Source organism: Mycobacterium sp. TH-M25, assembly GCF_057473665.1.
This window is the reverse complement of record NZ_JBYCLA010000269.1, coordinates 1-2,289: the sequence shown is the minus strand read 5'-3', so window position 1 is coordinate 2,289 and position 2,289 is coordinate 1. Positions and strand designations below refer to the sequence as shown.

At 65.9% G+C, this 2,289-nt stretch carries 3 protein-coding genes; 1 reads left to right on the top strand and 2 read right to left on the bottom strand.

What is annotated here, in order from left to right; all coding sequences use genetic code 11:
- On the top strand, positions 1-1,014 hold a 1,014-nt coding region (locus AC2VOU_RS09195; protein ID WP_486957102.1), incomplete at its 5' end, for an ATP-binding protein.
- 105 nt (positions 1,015-1,119) lie between these two features.
- Here AC2VOU_RS09195 and AC2VOU_RS09190 read toward each other — a convergent pair.
- A complete protein-coding gene (locus tag AC2VOU_RS09190) occupies positions 1,120-1,704 on the bottom strand; it encodes a carboxymuconolactone decarboxylase family protein (protein ID WP_486957101.1) in 585 nt (194 codons plus the stop codon).
- Between the two features lie 10 nt (positions 1,705-1,714).
- Positions 1,715-2,289: sulfurtransferase (locus AC2VOU_RS09185; protein WP_486957100.1), on the bottom strand; the 575-nt coding region annotated here is incomplete at its 5' end.

The window sequence follows — 2,289 nt, the reverse complement described above, 5'->3', positions numbered from 1 at the left end:
AGCGCACTATTGGGCGAGCTTGAGCTGCGCCTGCGCGCGCTGGGCGTGCGGCGCGTTGGTGCGCTGTTGCCTGCGGAGGCGACCGGCACGGCGGCGCTGCGCAACTCCGGCTACCGGGAACGGACCGACCTGTCGTTTTTAGAAAAGGTCGACACCGTCGGCTCCTCGGACGCGGGCCTGCTGGCCGAACTCGGCGCTCAGACGATGCCCCGCGGCCTGTGGAACGCGATGGGCGGGATGGAATCGGAGAAAGAGATCGTGGAGCGGCGGATCGTGCTGCCACTGACCGAGCCGAACATCGCCGAGAAATACGGGGTGTCGCCGCCGAAGGCGGTCATCTTGTTCGGGCCCCCGGGGACAGGGAAGACCAGCTTCGCCAAAGCCGTTGCCGGTCGGCTCGGCTGGCCGTTCGTCGAACTCCTCCCGTCGCGTCTGGCCGCACCAGACGTCGCTCTGGCGAGCGCCCTGCGAGAGGCCTTTGTGACGTTGATGGAACTGGAAGCCGTGGTGGTGTTCATCGATGAAGTCGAGGAAATCGCCGGATCACGCTCGGGTGAGCGCTGCGATCCGGCGCACGGTGTCACCAACGAACTGCTCAAATTGATACCGGCGTTTCGCCAGCGTGACGACCGGCTGCTGATCTGCGCGACGAACTCGGTGCGCTCGCTGGATTCGGCGTTTTTGCGGCCCGGGCGATTCGACTACATCATCCCGATCGGACCCCCGGACGCGACGGCGCGGGCCGCGATCTGGGCCAGATATCTCGGACCGGCCGCCGATTCGGTCGATATCGACGAGCTCGTCGCGGCCAGCGAGATGTTCACTCCGGCCGATATCGAGTTCGCTGCGCGCAAAGGTGCGCAGTCCGGGTTCGAGCGAGAGATCGAATTCAACCGTGGCGAGCCGTCGCGCACCGAGGACTATCTCGCGGCAATAGCCGAGACCCGGCCCTCGCTGACCGAGGCCGTGCTCGCCGAGTTCACTGACGACATCCACCAGCGGACCCGGCTCTGACAACCCGTCAGTACCGCGTGCCGACACGGTCTCGTCACGAAGCCACATTTCGTGCATAAAGACCGCTGAGGTCACTGCCGCGGTGGATGCGGGTCGATCGATGACTCAACTCTCGAGCCTATCGAGTGGTACCCCGCAGCTCACCCCCACGCCTTCCATCGCCTCTTCGAGCGGTACGTCGAGGGCGCTGGCCACCGTGGTTGTGTAGCGCATCAGCGCGACTGAGGCCACGATCTCCACGATCTCGGCGTCGGTCCATCCGAATGCTCGTAAGTTGTCGGTCATCTCGTCGGTCACGCCGGCCGGACGGCGAGCGACCGCCCGGGCGAAGTCCACCGCGGCGTTCTCCTTGTCGGTCAAACGGGGAGACGGATTGCCCTCGATGAGGTCCACGCATTCCTGGCGGCTCCACTTCTTGCCCATCAGGGCGATCATGTGGGCCGCGGTGCAGTATTCACATTCGACCTCATAGGCAGTCACCGCGAAGAACACCCGCTTGAGCTCTTCACGGATGCTTCCCTCCATTGCCGTGTTCAGGCTCAGGGTCCACAACGCATCGGTGGTCTCGGGCAGGTAGTTCAGTCCCTGCTGCAGGCCGGGCACCACCTTGTAATACGCCTTCACCCGCTCGAAGACCTCACGAGTCCGTCCCTGAGCTTGGTCGGGGTCGATGAGTTTGATCCGCGCCATCACTGCATCCTTAGGCTGGTCGGTCGATGTCGGTCGTGTGCGCAGCTCGCGGTCCGATCTCCACCGGTCGGGTGGGATCGGCGCCCCACTCCATCCACGAGGCGTCGTAGAGGGCGGCGTTCTCGTGTCCCATGACGTGGAGCGCGAAGAGGGCGAAGGCCCCGAACACGCCACCGCCGCAGTAGGTGATGACGCGGCGAGAAGGCGCCAGCCCGACCGGCTCCCACAGCTGGGCCAGCTCGGTGGCGGAGCGCAAGCGATGGGTGGCCGGGTCCACGTGGGACGGCGCCGGCACGTTGCGGGCGGTAGGGATATGACCGGCCCGGTGGCTTGGGTACAGGCGAGCGGCACCGGTGTAGAAAATTTCGGGAAGCGCGTCGACGAGGCAGACGTCGTCACGGCCGATGGCGTGGGCCACTTGATCGGCGTCGACCCGAAGCCCGGGTTGCACCCGGGCGGTGAACGTCACCGGCGGCGGGTCGGGAACCTCGCTGTCGAGCGGGAATCCTTTCGCCTGCCAGCAGGTGAAACCGCCGTCGAGCAGCATGACGGCGTCGTGGCCGTAGTAGCGCAGAGCCCACCACA

Bases quoted from the DNA above. Each gene is read 5' to 3' on its own strand.
- AC2VOU_RS09190 (WP_486957101.1), bottom strand. From the start codon at position 1,704: ATGGCGCGGATCAAACTCATCGACCCCGACCAAGCTCAGGGACGGACT.